The 17,847-nt window shown below is 36.8% G+C and carries 13 protein-coding genes; 2 read left to right on the plus strand and 11 right to left on the minus strand.

The features are described from left to right. Positions 1-466: 466 nt before the first annotated feature. The 3 genes from ACF8CV_RS21285 to wecA all read right to left on the minus strand — a co-directional run bounded on the left by ACF8CV_RS21285 (position 467) and on the right by wecA (position 4,042). Complete coding sequence (locus ACF8CV_RS21285; protein WP_169592730.1) at positions 467-1,522, minus strand: polysaccharide pyruvyl transferase family protein; 1,056 nt, start codon at positions 1,520-1,522, stop codon at positions 467-469. Then, a complete protein-coding gene (locus ACF8CV_RS21290; protein ID WP_169592733.1) occupies positions 1,515-2,795 on the minus strand; it encodes a lipopolysaccharide biosynthesis protein in 1,281 nt (426 codons plus the stop codon). Before ACF8CV_RS21290 ends, ACF8CV_RS21285 begins: the two co-directional genes overlap by 8 nt. Positions 2,796-2,962: 167 nt before the next feature. After that, positions 2,963-4,042, minus strand: coding sequence for a UDP-N-acetylglucosamine--undecaprenyl-phosphate N-acetylglucosaminephosphotransferase (wecA, locus tag ACF8CV_RS21295; protein WP_169592735.1), 1,080 nt, complete (start codon positions 4,040-4,042; stop codon positions 2,963-2,965). A 1,148-nt stretch (positions 4,043-5,190) separates the two neighbouring features. On the opposite strand from wecA, the gene ACF8CV_RS21300 reads away from it, so the two are divergent. Next, positions 5,191-6,507 (plus strand): MBL fold metallo-hydrolase, encoded by a 1,317-nt coding sequence (locus ACF8CV_RS21300; RefSeq protein WP_169592738.1) that lies wholly within the window; start codon positions 5,191-5,193, stop codon positions 6,505-6,507. 239 nt (positions 6,508-6,746) lie between these two features. After that, the gene (locus ACF8CV_RS21305; protein ID WP_169592741.1) at positions 6,747-7,754 is read left to right on the plus strand and encodes a sugar transferase; all 1,008 of its coding nucleotides are present in this window, start codon (positions 6,747-6,749) and stop codon (positions 7,752-7,754) included. Between the two features lie 124 nt (positions 7,755-7,878). On the opposite strand, the gene ACF8CV_RS21310 is transcribed toward ACF8CV_RS21305, so the two are convergent. The 8 genes from ACF8CV_RS21310 to ACF8CV_RS21345 form a co-directional block, all read right to left on the minus strand. After that, entirely contained in the window at positions 7,879-8,640 is a 762-nt protein-coding gene (locus ACF8CV_RS21310; protein WP_023583789.1) for a glycosyltransferase family 2 protein, read from the minus strand. 38 nt (positions 8,641-8,678) lie between these two features. Then, positions 8,679-9,665: a glycosyltransferase family 2 protein gene (locus ACF8CV_RS21315; protein WP_169592743.1), complete on the minus strand. Its 987-nt coding sequence runs from the start codon at positions 9,663-9,665 to the stop codon at positions 8,679-8,681. Between the two features lie 7 nt (positions 9,666-9,672). Continuing rightward, positions 9,673-10,929 (minus strand): lipid II flippase MurJ, encoded by a 1,257-nt coding sequence (locus ACF8CV_RS21320; RefSeq protein WP_169592746.1) that lies wholly within the window; start codon positions 10,927-10,929, stop codon positions 9,673-9,675. 4 nt (positions 10,930-10,933) lie between these two features. Beyond that, complete coding sequence (locus ACF8CV_RS21325; protein ID WP_023583793.1) at positions 10,934-11,764, minus strand: polysaccharide pyruvyl transferase family protein; 831 nt, start codon at positions 11,762-11,764, stop codon at positions 10,934-10,936. 1 nt (position 11,765) lies between these two features. Beyond that, positions 11,766-12,896 carry a glycosyltransferase gene (locus ACF8CV_RS21330; RefSeq protein WP_023583794.1) on the minus strand — a complete coding sequence of 377 codons (1,131 nt, stop codon included), beginning with the start codon at positions 12,894-12,896 and terminating at the stop codon, positions 11,766-11,768. Further along, positions 12,897-13,937 (minus strand): EpsG family protein, encoded by a 1,041-nt coding sequence (locus ACF8CV_RS21335; RefSeq protein WP_157178108.1) that lies wholly within the window; start codon positions 13,935-13,937, stop codon positions 12,897-12,899. Positions 13,938-14,033: 96 nt separating this feature from the next. Beyond that, positions 14,034-15,020 carry a Wzz/FepE/Etk N-terminal domain-containing protein gene (locus ACF8CV_RS21340; RefSeq protein WP_024103808.1) on the minus strand — a complete coding sequence of 329 codons (987 nt, stop codon included), beginning with the start codon at positions 15,018-15,020 and terminating at the stop codon, positions 14,034-14,036. A gap of 65 nt (positions 15,021-15,085) precedes the next feature. After that, complete coding sequence (locus ACF8CV_RS21345) at positions 15,086-17,791, minus strand: SLBB domain-containing protein (protein WP_023583797.1); 2,706 nt, start codon at positions 17,789-17,791, stop codon at positions 15,086-15,088. Positions 17,792-17,847: the final 56 nt, after the last annotated feature.

The raw sequence follows: 17,847 nt of genomic DNA on the forward strand, positions 1-17,847 counted from the left end.
ATAAGTTAGGCTTTATAATTATAAGATTGAATTTTATTTCTAAGAATTAAAATTATATAAGTTGATTGTGGAGTCTCCATCAACTTCACAGAAAATTCATGAGTATCTCCATCACTAATGCTTAGTAGTACCTTCGCAAGATACTAAGAATCCAGTGCACAAGCATAAAACCCTGCATGAAAATATTAGAAAAGCCCCACAAGTGGCAGTCATATGACAACGCTAACTAGTTACTAGTGATATTTGAAGCAACGAACTTACTAAGTCATCAACCACTAAGTATCCGTATGTACTTTACCTGCAATCAAACTATAATATGTTAGTGAAATTTTTCTTCACGACAAGTTTCTAAAAAAGTTCATATCTCCTACGATAGCTTATAATATCCTACTTAATAAGATAGATAGCGGTTATATTCTTTTCATAGTAGATGGTGAAATTTAATTTCAGCTGCGATACAACTAACTTATATCCTTAGATTATCAAATATTAATCTGAATTTTTCTATATTTTTTTCACTTTCTTTCTCGAAGATCTTCGATAATTTTTTTCTTGTTAAAGTTAGGTTGCAAGAATGAATTTTATCAAAAATAAGATCAACACTATCTGTCTCATATATCAATAAGCTATCCAAACCTAAATCATTATATATATCTATTATTTTTTTGTTATCTTTATTGACATAAGCAAATGGAACAACACCATATGATGCTGACAACAATAAAACATGTAGTCTATTTGAAATAGCAATACTATTATTAGAATATGATTCTAATATCTGGCTCTTAAATTTATCAGATGTCGATAAGTATTTATCAAAATTCTTATTCTGAAATAGTTCTCTCATGAACTTTAAATCTCTATCAACCTGAATTATTCCATCGACTTCGTAGGAACTGTTCAGCTTATTAATTAGAGATTTTAATTTTGACAGATCAGGCCCATTTCGAAACGAAGCAAGTATATTATTGTAATTTTCCTTCTTGTCTTCATCAAAGTAACATTCACAATTAAATGCCAAATCAGAAGCTAAATCCAAATTTTTGTAGTTCTTATCTTTGGCTAATTTAAAAGAACCAGAATCTCTAACTATATACTTGCTGTATAGCCTTCCTTTGAAAATTTCAATATATCTTGCAAAACCAGTTTCATTACCAATCGAACCGCCAAATCTGCATATTTTCACACCGCATATGTACATTATACTATAAACTATAGCAGTTAAAGTTTGTCTAACTAATGAAGAGAGCTCGTTCTTATAACTTACATGGCCTGGTTTAGTAAAAAATAAAACAGTGTTTTTTTTACTTAGCGAATCCTTTACTATTTTTAAAAAAAAATTTTTTCCTTTAAAAACTTCCCTATTATTTAATTCCAAACCCAATAAATAACTTTCAGGGACTCCATTAGTATCAATTACTAATTCTCCTTTTTCTCTCATCATCTTTATTAAATTTTGATTAATCACTAAATCGCCAAAGTTTTCATATTGAGTTTGAGCTCGGTAATATATTTTACACATTTACTTTCCAAAAAGATATTGAATGATACGTTGCTAATATAAAATTAAAAATCTCGAATATTACTACTGATAATACAATCCCATACAAACCATAACAACTTATAGAATAATAGGATAACATAGTGAATATGATACAATTTACTAGTATTGATTTAGACAGGTCACCATGCTTATTTGATGCTATAAGGGCAGTGCTCATAGTATACCAAATTAAATATAGTGATGATGTAAAACACATTAAAGATAGCATTATCTCATCAATTTCAAAATTTTCACCTAACCAAAAGTTAAATATATAGTGTGAAAATAAGAATATTGAAATTATAAATATGAGTGAAAATATTGTAGAAAAAAACATGGTTCTATTCAATACGTTTTTAGCCTTATTGAATTCACCTTTTGAAAATAAAATAGAAAACTCTGATAGGAATGTTCTATTTATAACACCAGCAACTTGAATCAATAGCCCAGAAACAATTTTTAGCGTTTGAAAGTATCCAACAAATGCTGTATTCATGAAAAGGCCTATATATACCAATACAACTTGTGATGAGTACAGTTGAGATAAAGAGAAAACACATGATGACATACCTTCTCTGATATCTAATTTGAATACACTCCAATCGTAGTAGTTTAACGCTTTAAGGAAGTTAATTTTACAATGTCTCTTTAATATCCTATGTAATGCAAGCAAGTTAGCAAACCGGACAACAACCATACAAAATAAAATTACCAGGAATTTTTGTCCCATCACGAGCATGAACACTGTGACTACAACCTCAAAAAACCTAAACACAGTAGTAGTAAAACTAGCTTCTACATGTTTTATAACACCTCGTAGAATAGAAAAATAGAACTGACTACCTAGATAAAGACCTACATATAAAAAGGATAATGATAAGCATAAATCATAATAATTATCTTTTCTATCGAACACGTATTCAGAAATATCAAGATAAAATATACCGGCTATCACCAATAAGATAATCAATACTAATGTCAGATAGAAAAGCATAAGGTTAGCTAACGTCATATTAACGGAAAGCTTATCCTTATTAAGTTTATAATTTACTATTTTGTTACCAGCGATGGTAAAAAAACCTAAATCCAACAACTGAAAATACATAGGAATAGCTCGAATCAAAGTCCACTCACCAAAACCAGTCATTCCAAAGTTGGCGATTATGATTGGAGGAACAATTAACTTTTCGAGGATTAGCGTTAATTGATTAAATGCTTGAACACCAAACATTTTTATTAATCTTTGTTTCACCTTAAATTGACACCATTAAAATTTTTATTCATAAGTCATTAATTATTATTAAAAATGTTACGGATAAACATTAGCAATCACAGATAAATAAAAGACAAACATAATTTGGAAAGAAGTGAGCATTATTTATTTCATGAAAGCAGTGCCGTAACAGACTTATTTAACTTCTACTTAGACGTAAACTGCAGTCCTAAAGTATGAAATAGCTTATTAAACCAAGAAGAAATGCGCCAAATATGGCTAATTACCGAAAAATAGCATGCAAACAAAACCAAGAAAGCAACAAACATTATTGATTCACTAATGCCAACAAAATCAGCCCATAAACCTACCGCAGCACAAATTGATGCCATCGAACAGATGAAAATTAACGTTGCACCTGGAGAAAGCCCAATACGCTGACAAATATGGTGTAGATGTTCTCTGTCTGGTTGGAATGGTGACTGACCTTTACGAATACGACGGATCATAATGGTTGCCATGTCCATCAATGGTAAGGCAATTAACCACAGCGCTGTAACTGGCTTAAAAGCTACAGCTCCTGGCTCTTGTGTGCCGCGAATCAGCATCCAAACCACAGTAAAGCCGATGAACATACTGCCTGCATCACCCATAAAGATCTTAAAGCGACGACCAAGTGGGAAACCTAAGTTCAGGAAGATGTAAGGAAGCATCGCAGTCACGATCATTAAACAGATCGTGGCTAAATATTCGTTTCCGTTGTAGGCAAATACAATACCTAATGCTGTAAAGGTGACCGAGGCTAACCCTCCCAGCAAGCCGTCTATACCATCAACCATATTAAATGCGTTAATGGCGCCTATTACCGCAATCACGGTGATCACCGCGCCAGCAACTTCATTCAGGGCAATGGTTTCGCTTCCCATTAGATAACCTAAATCGTGTAAGCTGTGACCTCCGATGTAAATCATCGCAAGGGATATTCCTGCTTGGATAATAAGACGAATTTTGAAACTTACATCGTAATAGTCATCTAATGCGCCGAGCACGATGAGTACAGCTGAACAAGATAAGTAGAGTGATAGGTTGTCATTCATTGGTAGGAACAGAAGGAACCCCACCAGTATGGTAGAGAAAATGGAGATCCCTCCTACAAGTGGTACCACTCCTTGGTGGAGCTTTCTTGCATTGGGTTTATCTACTAGACCTACGCGCTTAGCAACTTTGCGCATAACAAAAAGTAGAACGAACGACAAAATAAATACAAATAAATATGCATTATTCATGATAGCCAACTGTGTTATTAAATAAGTTTGAGGTAAATCTATAACGCATCCGACTGATTCCCTTTACGGATTCCATTGCATCACAGGTCCGATACTGCTGATTCTTGCTTCGCTCGTCTCTAGACACGCCGAACTCTAAGAATGAGCAGGTGATTTTTGGGCGTGACAAAACCACATTAGCCAACGTGGGTTGTAACGCATTGCAAACGCTAATTTCTAATATTGAATATGTAAGTAACTGAGTTCCACCAACACTAGCTCGTGACGGCCATCGGTTCTCAGCCTTTTATAGGCAGGCCAAATACAAAGCTGAACATACTAACTGACGGTTTGGACCGGTAGTTAAGTACTTCTATAAACCTAGTATTTGGTTTTGATAGGTATGAGAAATGGAGATTTTAATTGTAACCTATGCCTAACCAACATTTGCTCGCCACTTTGTTAGCTTTGAGCGTCCCTCTGACAAAAGGGAATTACATAAATTTGTAATAGTTCTCGTTTTTTATAAATCAATCTTGCCAGAAATGCACTTAGATGCTTATTATTATTAAAAGTTATTTCACTTTTCAGATACTTAGCTTTAGAGACCTCGGAGTTATAACGACTTCGGGCACGCTACCGCCCCTAGGTCTGGCTCCTAGAGGCAATTGAAATGTTCACGATTTAATCGGTTGCATCTCCGATCTGGTGACGAATTGTATAGTAAACTCGTTGCAACGAAAAGCCATTCAATCGAAAAGCTTACAAAAAAATAGCCCTTTCCTGACACTTAAAGCGTCAGAAATGTGGCGGTTTTATAAAATTATAATTATCAGACGCCCATTTACGCAGTTAGGACTAAGCAGCCAGTGACGTTGATTCCAAAAGCTTAAATGCAAATAATTGCAATAATATGAATTGCATCACAAGCAGTTGCAACTTAACACAGTCAAATTTATGACGAATATCTAAGTCTCTCTAAACTTTCAGTTTTGCCATTTTCTTTCTCCTATTTTGCTTGCCTACAATACGCTCACTTATTCACTATCTGCCTGCTTACCCTACCTACTGAGCGATTTACCGAATCGCTGCCAAATAGTGAGGTTTGGCTACGTGTAATATAGATACTCACAAGCGTAAGCTAGCAAAGGTAAAAGCGTCGTTTTGTTATGAAAGTACTGCACCACGGTGGGAAAAATACGGTTACTGGCTCTTGCCACGAGCTCGTGTTACAAAATGGAAGTGTGCTGATCGACTGTGGTTTGCTACAAGGTGAAGATAATGCTCAGCGGCAGAGTTTGAATATCGACTTTTCTATCTCTGATCTCAAAGCGGTTGTTCTAACCCATTCTCATATCGATCATGTTGGTCGGCTACCTTGGTTATTGGCTGCTGGCTATAAGGGGCCTATTTACTGTACGGAAGCCTCCGCTGAGCTCGTACCGCTTATGTTAGAAGATGGATTAAAGCTCCAACTAGGCATGAGGCATCATCAAAGGGAAAAAGTGCTCGATTTTATTCGAACGCTTATTCGCCCTTGCCCTTATTCCCAATGGATAGAGATTGAAGAACATGCCTCTCTTCGCTTTCAACCAGCAGGACACATTTTAGGGTCTGCATATGTTGAGTTTCGTTTATCAAACAATGAGGTTGTTGTGTTCTCAGGGGATTTGGGCCCTCGTAACACGCCTCTCCTACCGGATCCGGTATCGCCTGAAAAAGCTGACTATTTGTTTATCGAGTCGACATACGGCAATAAAGTTCACGAAGATGTAGAGTCTCGCAGTAGGCGATTGCTTTCTATTATTGAGCATGCACTTCAGGATGGTGGCGTAATCGTTATACCTGCCTTTAGCGTCGGGAGAACTCAAGAGCTACTCTTTGATATAGAACAGCTTATTCATGAGCACGCTTTGCAAGATTCACTGCCTATTATTCTTGATTCTCCTTTGGCTAAAAAGGTAACTAATACCTATCGCCAATTTAAAAAGCTTTGGGGAGCAGAAGCGAAAGAGCGGCTCGAGCATCACCGACATCCTCTTGCATTTGATCAATGTATTACTGTCGAAAGCCACACTGACCATTTAAAGCTCGTGAATCGACTCGCGAGCACAGCAGAAGCTGCTATCGTAGTTGCGGCCTCAGGAATGTGTGAAGGTGGACGTGTCGTCAATTATTTAGAAGCATTGCTGCCAGATAAAAGAAATGATGTGTTGTTTGCCGGCTATCAAGCGGAAGGGACTTTAGGTCGGCGTATCCAAGATGGAGTAGAAAGTGTATTGATTGAAGGTAGACGCGTAAAAGTGAAAGCTCAAGTTCATACGATGTCAGGCTACTCTGCACATGCCGATATGAACGACTTAATACAATTTGTAACTGCCATTCCCACTCCTCCTAAGGAGGTTCACCTTATACATGGTGAGGAAGATTCGAAAAAAGCACTTTATCAACAACTAATCAAACTCGGATATAACTGCGTATTATAGTGAATTAGATAATTATTTAATTTCGAGACAACATAATATATCGCAAACATAGTTTGTCGAATTCATTGATATAGTTACGTCAAGATTCAAAAACAAGCCATAAGTAAGGACTCAGGTTCAAGAAAATTCTCAAAGTTACAAGCATGTTCTGGATTAAGGGATATAATTTCTATACGAATTAAATTATAATCGCCGACTTGTAAGCAATTGGCTAGCCGAAAACAACTTATTCCATTCCTATGACAGACAGTATGAGCGACACGCTTCAAGAACGAGAAGCAACTGAATTAGCTAAGAATAATTCTATCAGCATAACATCAACATTGGACGAGTTATCAGCAAGCGAAACCGATGCTTGTATCTATATCTACTGTCCAAAAGAAGACGAAACAAAGATTGCTCAGGTACTTAAGAGACATCCTGAGATTAACGCTCAAGTTAATAACTATGCCCTTAGAGATTTCAAGAGTAAAACGCTTTGTCACTTCAAAAGCTCACATCTAACCCCTGAGCAGCAAGCGTTTCTTGTAGCTGCGACAGAACTAGGGGCTTGGGTTGAGCCTCTAGTGAGCTACTTTGATCGTTCGCTTGGCTACACTGAAACTGAGCTCTTGCATAGCGGCTACTTCTTACACCAAAAAGCTTTTTCTATCCTCTCTAATCGTAAGAACAGCTGGCAAAAGCGCTTTATTGATCTATTGTTTGTTTTTATGCTGTCGTGGGTTGCTATCCCAGTAGGGCTTATTACGGCACTGCTTATTAAGCTTGAGTCACCAGGCCCGGTATTTTTTAAGCAGCGTCGTACTGGCCAATATAATGAAGAGTTTGAAGTGATTAAGTTTCGCTCGATGCGAAACGATGCGGAAAAGAATGGTGCCCAATGGGCAACTAAAAATGACGCGCGCGTAACGAAAGTCGGCTGTTTTATTCGTAAGACTCGCATAGATGAGCTCCCTCAGTTAATCAATGTACTAAAGGGAGAGATGTCGATGGTTGGCCCACGCCCAGAACGCGAGGTGTTCATCTCTGAATTGGAAAAAGCTATTCCTTACTACCGCTTTCGTCACGCAGTGAAACCTGGGGTAACTGGCCTAGCTCAAGTTAAATACCCTTATGGTGCATCAGTAGAAGATGCCATCTGGAAGCATAAATACGATATTTACTACATCAAACACCAAAACTGGATGATGGAAGTGAAGATTCTTTTCCTTACGGTTAAAACAGTGTTGTTTGGGATGGGTCGCTAGAAAACGGCGAATTTAATCGAACGGATCACAGGTATAAAAAAGAGCAGCGCCTTACGGTAGCTGCTCTTTTTGTATTTTTGTATGCGTATTTTTTGTTACTAGGTTCTACCGAAGATTAGCGAGACTAAGACTTGCGCTTAGTTCGGTGTTTCATCGTACCTTTAACGGCATAGACAGAAAATGTAAATAGACTTCTTGGCAAACTCAAACCTACTACGTCTCTATAGAACTTCCATTGGTATGACAAAACGCTAAACTTGTTAGCTGTCATACCACTATCCATCCGATACTTTGCTAATGGCTTAGGTAGACAGTAAGCTTTGGGAGTATCTTTCAATATATCTAACCACAATCCCATATCCTGACGTTTACGAATAAGAGGCATATAGCGCTTACCTAGTGCCTGTGTATCATAAACGGCGGTCAGGCACCCGATAACATTACTGTACATAAGTTTTTTATACGTTGTATATTCGGGAGCAGTTACAACGCTTAGCTCTTCTTCGCTATTAAAACGGCTATAGTGAGTGTATGTGAGTGAGTAGTTGTTCTCCAGCATGAATGGAATTTGCTCTGCTAGCTTGTCTTCTGTCCAAAGGTCGTCAGAATCCAAAAAAGCAATAAATCGCCCTCTTGCCTTTTCTATCGCAAAGTTTCTGCTAGCTCCAGCACCTAGATTTTTTTTGTTCTGATATGCGTGAATATTTTCGTACTTATCAGCGTATTTTTGAATAACTTGCCAAGTATTATCGGTAGAACGGTCGTCAACTATAATCAACTCCCAATCACTGTATTTTTGATAAATTACACTATCTATGCTTTCAGGTATTGTAAACTCTGAATTATAAGAAGGCATAATTATAGAAACAAGATCATTAACAGCCAAAATCAATAAACCTATAAGTTGTACATATAACTAAAAGATTATCTAATTCTTCGCCACTTTAGATAGAGCATTAAAGGAACTAAACCCAACTTTTCAAGAACGAAAAATAATAATAGCTCTCGGGACATTGCATTCTTACTTTCAAGAATGTTTTTAAAACTAATTGGAAACTCTGAAGTTATAGTGCATTTTAAATGGTCAAATCGAGCATAATCACACCCATAGATGCTTGATACAAAGCTCAGTTTTGTAAAAGAAAGATGATTAAACAATCTATAACTTTTTAAAAACTCAGAAGAAATTCCTTTTAATTTTAACTGCTTATTAAAAAGCTTAATTGAAGAAGAAGATAAATTCTTACGTAGTTTTTTAGAGGAGTTTGATGCCGAGGACATGCTATTGTCTCTAATTCTATAATAGTAAACAGCCTTGCTGGCGACACCTGATTTAACACCTTTTAAAAAATGGAAGTTTGTTAGATAGAGTTCACCATTTTCATATCTATAGTCGTTTTTGACTAGTAGCTCCCTTTTGAATAAACGGCACCATGTCGCGTATGGAGTTGATAATAAAGATGAGATATTAGACTTGGAAAAAATAATGTCATTATCATATTTTTTTGATTTTGTATTTCTAATGACAAGACCACTTTCATTTACCAGCTCAACATTGCTAACAACAACTTCCAAATTATCTTTTTTTGCAACTTTATACATCTCTAATAAAAAGTCAGGACCGATAAAGTCATCTGAATCCAAATTTATTACATACTCTCCTTGTGCTATATCAAAAGCGTCTTGGCGAGCTTGGTATAAACCTTCATTTATCTCCTTATTAATATAGACAATTCTGTTGTCTTTTTTAATATAAGATCGAATAATCTCGTCAGAACCATCAGGTGAAGCATCGTTTACTATAATAAACTCTACATCATTTAACGTTTGTTGACACAAGCTATCTAAGAATACCTTAAGATACTTTTCAACTCCATAAACCGGAACGAGAACACTAACTTTCTTTTTCATATAATTCCTATAGCAACTTAAATGTATTTATTTTTAGCTTAAACAGTACATACATATAGGAGGATAAATTTACTAACACAACTGTAGCAGATGCCATTATTGCCGCGCCTAAAGGCCCAAACTCTGGAATAAGAATAAAACCCAAACACAACGACATAGCCAGTGAAGTTAATAGAATATTCCGCTGTACCTTTTCGTGCCCAGTCATAGACAATAGAAGGCCGATATTACCCGTAATGACATTCACTAGTTGACCAAATGTCAAGATAACAAGAATAACACTTTGCTCTCTATACGACTCATCAATTAACCCTAGAATTTCTTTACTAAGTAACATTAATATAAAAACTGCCGGAAGACAAAGAGCCCACATCAACCTAGATGATTTTGTGATGAGCTTTTGCAAGTCTTGCATATCACCATTTTTGTAAGTTGATGCGATTTTAGGAGCTAGTACTTTATTAACCGATATTATAATAAATGATAATAGCGTTGTTAGTTTTAGTGAAACAGCAATGATTGATAAATCATTTCCAACCCATAAAAAGCCTAAGAGCAATATAGCTGCATTATTATTATACTGCACGATACATTGCGTAACGAACATCGAAGAACATGTGGCGCGAAAAGCTACCTTATCAAAGTCCTCATTATCGGAGTTTAACCGCTCGAGAAAATAATAGGTTGCAACTAGACAAGCAATAGCATGTCCAACTGAAAATGCGATTACTGAGTCTAGATAACTATTAGCGAAAAGCATCAAGGCTGTGAGCAAAACTACGTTTTGCAAAACGCCTGATGTTATCATGGCTAAAACAACGTTTCCTCTACCCTGCAAAGCAGAAGAAAGAACAAGCGATAATGACGTTAATGGTAACAGTATGAATATTGAAGTAATAAAATCACTGTTAGCGGAAACCTCATGCCACATATTTCCTATATATAACGTTAAAACAACCAATAGAGAAAATACTGATGTTAAAGCACAGGCACTAAAGACAACAGTTTTTATTAACTTCCCTTTCGACTGATTTATAGCGACAAACTTCAGTATTGCATCGGGACAACCAAAGGTAGAGATGGCTGTTAAAAATGAAGATAGTGATACTAAGAAGAAATAATCACTCGACGTTTGTCCCCCTAACTGCTTCACCAAGATAATCGTTGTGCTAAAACCAACAATTGATGAAACAACTTTGACAAGAAATACTAATATTGTTTGCCTATAAAAACTATCATGGAGAAACTTATTTAAAAGATTCATACGTTTAAATATTGTATGGAAATAGTTTAAGGATAGAATCAATCTTTGCGTCTGATACTTTGTTACAGTAGGCGTTTTCGCTCAGATTTTCTATTGTTGTCTCATCAGTAACAATGATTGGTTGTCGTTTTTTCCCTGAAATCCCCAAAGCATAATCATCGAATTTAAACTGACCACCGAGTAGTTTATCAGAAAAAATGACATGTATATTAGGAATTGAATAAGAGTCCGAGGCAATAAGCCCATGTAAAGATGAAGAAATTATTTTTTCACATGACAACAGTTGGTCAATAAAAGGCTCGATATCTTGTTGAATATCGATGAAGAGCACATCATCTCTTTCTAACCATTTTTTTAAATTACTATTATTTTTATCTACATGATGTGGAATTAAACCATATTTAAATTTTTTTTCTACTACGGGATTGTAAAACTTGCGAATACAAACACCTGGATCTCCAAACTCGACTTGTTCACAATTAAGTTTTTCACTAGTAAGAGGACCTCTGAGCAGCCTAATATCTATTTTTTTTGTTGTTCCACTTTCCTTTGATATAAAACCACTCCCCCAAACAATACTATTATCTTTTGCTCTGTGAAGAATAGAACCTATCCCTAAAACATGCTTTTCTCTCGAATAAGGATACATTACTACTTTTTTTCCAGAGACCTTTTCTATGAGGTAGATATTCAAATCATCCCCCCAATTTGGAACACCTTTAAAGTAGTTTACTAATATACAATTATCTCTCCCATACTTAACAATTGCATAGTGATAGTTAAATATAGCTTCTAGCTTTGATCTAATAATTTTATATAAAGATATTAACTTCATTTTAAAGTACTTCTCGATAAATTTGTTCTAACTTAGAAAACTCTTTTTCCCAGCAGTTATTCTCAACATACTTTCTCCCATTTACTCCCATTACCGGTAGTATGTCTCTTTTGCTAACTAACTCCAGGATACTCTTTGCTAACATATTCGGCTGTTGTGGCTGAACGAAAACACCTGCATTGATTCTTTGAAGTTTATCTCTCCAAATAGGAAAATCACTCGCGACAAAAGGTTTACCAAACGACATATATTCATAGAGTTTATTAGGATCTGTCTTAGCATGGTCTCCCACATCATGAATATAAATTAACCCAAGGTCCGATTCAGATACATAAGCAAATGCGATATCTTGCTCTAGCCTGCCTAAGTAATCAACATATTGCCATCCAGGCAGTATTTTTAGTGAATTTAAATAGGCTGTGTCCATTTCACCAATCAACCATAATTTAGTTACTTCAACTTTATTTATCTCTTCTAAGGAATTTACTATGTCTGTAATACCTCTAGATTTGTTAATACTGCCTAAGTAAACTAACCGTAGGCTTTCATTACTCAGATCTAAATTAGACTTTAGATTATTAACTTTCTTTATTAGTTTTTCGTTATATCTCGGTGGATTCCCTATCAGATGAGCTTTCTTCCCTAACCTTTTAACTACTCCTTCTTGAGTACCAATAGCAGCTAAAGAAATATTTGCTGTAAACTTTTCTAAAAATGACACAAGCCAACAAGCAGGTTTACGAATTATCTTTGGAATCCACTCTCTAAAAAGAAGTCTTTCTGAATAATCTTCATGAGTGTCATATATCACTCTTTTTGAAGCCAGACGCAGTGAAATGGCAATTGGTATCGTATTTGGATTGTGCAAATGGTATATGTCGGCCTTACAAGCTAAAGCTTGACGGAGGACTTGATAAGAAAAAAAGATTCGCCCTAACTTTCCCTTATCCGATAATTTAGAACGAACTAATTTAACTCCATCCTGTATAGTGCCATCGAGTTCCTTATCCATACGAGCAATAAGAGTTACATCATATCCGGTACAAGACAATGATACAGCTTGCTTTTTAAACACCCTTACATCATCCCAAATATGAATGGGGGCTACTATACAGATTTTTTTACCACTCATTTAAAAATTCCCTAATATTGACTGATAATCATATTCAGATGTTGCAAAAATTGTGACCTTTAATACATATGGAGCAGATATGTACAAAACAGTAATTATCGCAGAATAGAGTTTACCTCTATCTATATACCTTTCGATAAGATAGTAAATAGGGAATATGTAGAATATCATAAAATACTGAGCTACTCGCCCAAAAAAACCAAAATACATATTAACGATAAACAGCCAGTAAGTGACTGATAGGATCATGAAAAATCGCATAATCATATCATGCTTATGATTAAAACTATTTTCTATCAAATCTTTTTTGTACATCAAAATAGCAAGTACAAAAAGAGGAAAATAATACAACTTAGTGATAAGAGAAGTAATATTAGCGCTTGCTGAAAGAGCACTATCAAAGTATCCTGCATAGTTGCCAAACAAAGCTCCAACAACAATAGGAAGAACTTTTGGTATAATTACCGCAGAGAAAACAAAGCTAATAAAGAATAGGATGCCGATCCGATAAGGAGAAGGTTTAATGAATAAAAATATATAGAAAGGGTATAACAAAACAAAAGTAGCATGACATAACGATGCTATTATAGTCAAAATAAAAGAGCTGACAAACTTTCTTCTATATAGCAAGATAAATATACAGGGTAAGATAGCGATAGCCATATATTGTCGTAAGCCATTTAACTGGTTCTGATAAATACCTGTAATACAAAAATACAAAAATACAATTATCCAAACCTTATAATTTGAGCTTTTCAACAAACATACAAAATACGCCCAAAATATTGAATATACTATTGAAACAAGGATGAATATTGACTGCTCTCCCAGCTTTAATCCTGTTGCTATCTTAAGTATTGAATAAAATATGAGCTCCTTCTTGTTAAAGTAATATTCTATATTATAGCCATACTTATACATATCTACATAAGACATGTAATCAGTACCAACATTGTATTGAAACGCTGGCATCTGAAAATAGAAAAACATAACAGGAAACAGAACTAAGACAAAAGCTAATTTGTCAAACTTCTTATCCATGATGTACAGGTATAGCACACTAATTATTGTAGTAATTAAATACATATGGGTTATTTTTCAAATAAAAAGAAGAGGCATTCACCTCTTCTTTTTATTTTAAACATTGGAATTCAATTTGTTTTTATCTCTGATGAGAACAAACCGTATAAAGACAACACTGAGGCCAATAATAAATCCAAATAAAGTTCCACCGATACATATGAGTGCTCTACTTGGTTTAACTTTGACTTCTGGCACTACTGCTGGGTCAACAACTTTAAATACAAACTCTTCCTGTACCTCTGCAAGCATTAGGCTTTTAGTTTGCTCTTCAATCAATTTATAGAACGTACTTTGCATCTCAGCAACTGAAGTTTTGTTAAGTTGATTGTTCAAATAGGCCAAATTTTGTGTAGATTCTGCGATAGTTCGCTCTCTCATTACTTTATTTATATCAGAGACTATCCAATTTACCCATTTCTCTGCGATATATGGCGAGTAATGCATGATAGAGACGGTATATAAACCACTCTCTTTGTCTTGAGTTATCGAGAATACATCATTGATGAAGACTTCATAAGCTTCTTGGTTTGAAGGTTTTGCCCCTCTCAGACCGTCAGGTTTACGAAGCCACTTTTCACTCTCCAGATCATAAGCATCTTCATCATACACTAACGTATCACTACCTATGTTCCAGCCTCTTGTACCCATTAAGGTAACAAGTAGATTATGCTTTTCGATAAACTCTGATACAAACTTTCTTGACTTCATCACTTGTACAGCAAGCTCCGTCTGACGACTTTCAGCCCCTCCTAAACTAACCCCAGCCAACGCAGCCAAACCACCAAATTGACCAGCCATTTGCCCTAAGCCAGAGCTTGATTGAGAATCAGATGGTGATAGTAGAGCACTAGCACGGTAAATATTGGGTTGATAAAGAGCAAAAACAACTGATGCAACTGCGAGCGTCAGTGTAGTTATTATTATAATTAGCTTTCCTTGCCAAATAGCACGAATCAACTCTAGTAAAGTAATTGACTCATCCGTAGTTTGATGGGAAAAACTAGTAGATAATTTTGTGTAATCTTCAGGCTTTAAGTTCATTCTAGTTAAATAAGATTCTGTTTAATTAATGAAAAGGGAGGTTATCCTCCCTCCCTAATTAGCCATTATTTGAGCGCATTGATTGCTACACCCGTCTGATACAATATTTGAGTAGCAGCGGTCCAGGTGCTTAACGCATCACGATAGTCGGTATCAATTGGCACAACAATAGTATCACCAGCTTTTAGTTCTTCTTTGTTATTTCCAAACCAATAACCAGAGGATGGTTTGTAAACTGAACCATCAGCTCGTACGACAAAGATACGATCTTCGTCCGCTTGCTTCTTGGCACCACCGGCTTTGTTAAGATAGTCATCGATATCAAGTTTGTTGTCCAACAAGTAAGTAATTGGAACTTGAACTTCACCCATAATTGATACGGTGTTGCGGAAGGTCGGGACAAAGAGGAAGTCACCATCTTCTAGCATAAAGTCTGCTGAGCGCTCCCCCTTTAAGATACGATTTAGCTGCACCACCATACGACCAAGTGCTTTGCTGCGACTTGCTTCTTCAACAAATGCTAACGTTTTTTCTGGGTCTGAAATTACAGAACCTATATTGCTATCTGCTCGGAACGTCTTCTTCGCTGTTTCTTTTCGCATATCTGCGGCGTATTGGTTTAAAAGCTTCTGCTCTTGTAAACGCAATGCTTCACGCGTAAATATTGCTCCTTGAGGGTGAGCAAATTCGGTTAGGCCGCCCGCTCGGTCCAATAACTCACTTAAGGTTTCACCTTGGCGCACGGTATAGGTTCCAGGGAAGCGAACTTCACCTTGTAAAGTGACTGTGCTTTGTAGCTTCACATTTGGCTTTTCGAGGATGTTCAAACGATCTCGGCCTACGATAATTGCATCGTCTGAAGCACTGCCTTGTATTGCTTTACGTAAATCAATGCGTTCAACATCAATATACGCACGCTCATCCGCACTATTAATCGCTGTTCGTGCTAGCTCTGCATTAATTGTGAATGCGTTGTATGTCAAACCACCGGCTGCTTCAATTAGCGTTGATACCGTCATTCTTGGAGTAATCGGGTAACGACCAGGGTGCTTCACTTCACCAAATACTTCAGCAATTTGAGGGGCTAGCCCTAAACGAGACTGCTGCTGGAGTTGTAATAACACTGGTGCAAGCAAAGTGCGACGAGTGTTTTGCTTCAGCCTCTCAAAGTCTTCTTCTGTAATCTCTTTGCCACGAAATATGATGGTCTTAGCTGGTTTCGCCAGCTTAGATGTGTTCTGGTTAACGACCATGCCGTCTGCTGAATGCGAAACCGCAACAGAAGAACTCATGAGTTTTTGTTCTTTCTGTTGGTCAAGCTCTGCTTGTTGCTGCGCTTGCTCTAACGTCTTCGCTTTTGAAACAGACTCTTGTGTTGCTAAAGTATCCAAGTCTTCGTTATTGAAACGGTTGAAAACTAATATACGATCACGTGATTGTAGCTGGATGTTGTCTTGACTACTTGGCGATAAAATTGCATTTGCTAAGCTAAACTGGAACACTTCAATATCACGCTGTGGATTCACTTCTCTCACCACAACGGCATAGTTAACATCAGCAGTAGAATTAAAAGCAGAGTCAACAGATTTGAAAAGATCGGCAACACGAAGGCCATTGCGCCATTCCACATAGCCAGGATGACGAACATCTCCCCCTATCTGCACGTAACGAGTAAGCTCTTCGCTTTTTTTCAAGATCTTGATGACGTCGCCATTTTTAACTTTACTCTGTCGAGCTTGCGTTTTATTGAAATCAAGCGTCAAAGCCTCCCGAGTACCATGCGTAGCGTAGCGTTTTATCTCCAATTGCTCGGCATAAGCATTAGCAGTAAAACCACCAGCCATCTGAATAAGTTGCTGATAGGTTTCACCTGACTTGACTTCATAAATTGCCGGACGGTTGATCTCACCTTCTACAGAAACTGTATCTTTAACCGAGCCTATGAAAACGACATCATCCGGTAGTAAGCGTACATCATTACTTGCATCACCTTTAAGTAACAGGTCATACATATCCAACTTACGAATGATTTTACCATCACGCTTTAGCTGAATATCTCGCAGCGCTCCACTTTCACCAAAGCCGCCACTGTAATAGATAGCTTGTGAAATTGTCGTCAATGCGCTAACCGTGTAGGCTCCTGGTTTATATGCATCACCCATAACAAACACTTGCATGGTACGCAATTCACCCAATGAGATATCACTGCGCACACCAATCATTTGTTCTTTTACTCGTTGAGTCAGAGAGTCACGTACATCGGAAAAGTGCATGCCAGCAACATTTACTGGCCCAAGTGAGGGGAAGTTGATTGTGCCCGCGCGATTTACGCGTAGACGATGCGTTTCATTATCTTTACCAAATAACTGTACAATAATTTCATCGCCTGAACCCACGGTGTAATTTGCTGGCACAGGAACATCACTGATCGGAGCAAAAGTACTTGGAGAACCAGAAAAAAGATCTAAACCAAAGCGTTTAAGCTCTTTCTGTTCGCCTTTTTTGAGCCATTCTTCTTCTACGTTGGAAGAGATAGTTCCACTAGATTCAGATCTAGGCTTGATGACTTGCGGATTTTCGTAAGGAGATTTGTTTGAGGACGAACTAGAAGGAATTGAGAAACCATATTTACTCGCCAGTGCCTGCTGTTGGTCGGCGGGTAAGTTTTGAAACATTTTTATTTGTTCTGGAGTGGGTGTTTGTGCCATTGAATAAGACGCAAACGTACTTGCCAATATAAAAGCGGCAATAGAGAAATATCCTTTAAACATGGTATGTCACTATAATAATTGAATAAAAGACCCTAGCCCCAAGTTTGAGCTCTAGG

This window comes from Vibrio sp. zbq_1 (assembly GCF_043102935.1).
In the GTDB taxonomy this organism is placed as follows: Bacteria; Pseudomonadota; Gammaproteobacteria; order Enterobacterales; family Vibrionaceae; genus Vibrio; species Vibrio parahaemolyticus.